At 45.3% G+C, this 525-nt stretch carries 1 protein-coding gene; it reads right to left on the bottom strand.

The window, feature by feature from the left end; translation table 11 throughout:
• Positions 1 to 525 (bottom strand): zona pellucida domain-containing protein (locus DK871_RS28540; RefSeq protein ID WP_161907488.1); only part of this gene is annotated, 525 nt, incomplete at both ends.

Genomic DNA, 525 nt, shown 5'->3' with positions numbered 1-525 from the left:
GGGCACTATTTGACTGCAGGAATCTGAAAGCCTCCAACTGGAAGTGCAGTTTGTCATTCTGAACACGGTGCATAAAACTAGATGTTGAACCTGTAAGCTTTGCATCAACCAGGCACCCATGGTTCTCAATAAAGGAATATCTTGGAGTGGAGTTCACATCAGGGACCGCAGTGGCCACACAGCCATCCACAAACAAGCGCAAAGGAACATGGTTGTACTGATTCACAGAAGCCTCAACTTTCAAAGACTGCCCTAGGAAGTACTCATTGGATGGCCTCTCAAATGTCCAGTCATCGGTCATGAGCCTCAGGGAGAATACTAGAACATCCTCTGCAACCTTTGTAGCAGCAAAAGGAACCCAAGAGGGATTTAAAACATTGCTGCTTACATTGTGCAACCTTGAATAGTGGCATTCGATTCCAACAGCTGCTGCATCAGTTCTTATAATGGGAGTTCCTACTAAAGCCTCAGGCGTATAAAAGAGGGTAAATGTATAGACCAGCTCACTGTCAGTCATATTCAGAG

Origin of the sequence: Pseudomonas sp. L13 (genome assembly GCF_009935965.1) — a bacterium.
Taxonomy (GTDB): Bacteria; Pseudomonadota; Gammaproteobacteria; order Pseudomonadales; family Pseudomonadaceae; genus Aquipseudomonas; species Aquipseudomonas lactis.
Note: the sequence above shows the minus strand (reverse complement) of the source record. Positions and strands in the feature narration are given on the sequence as shown.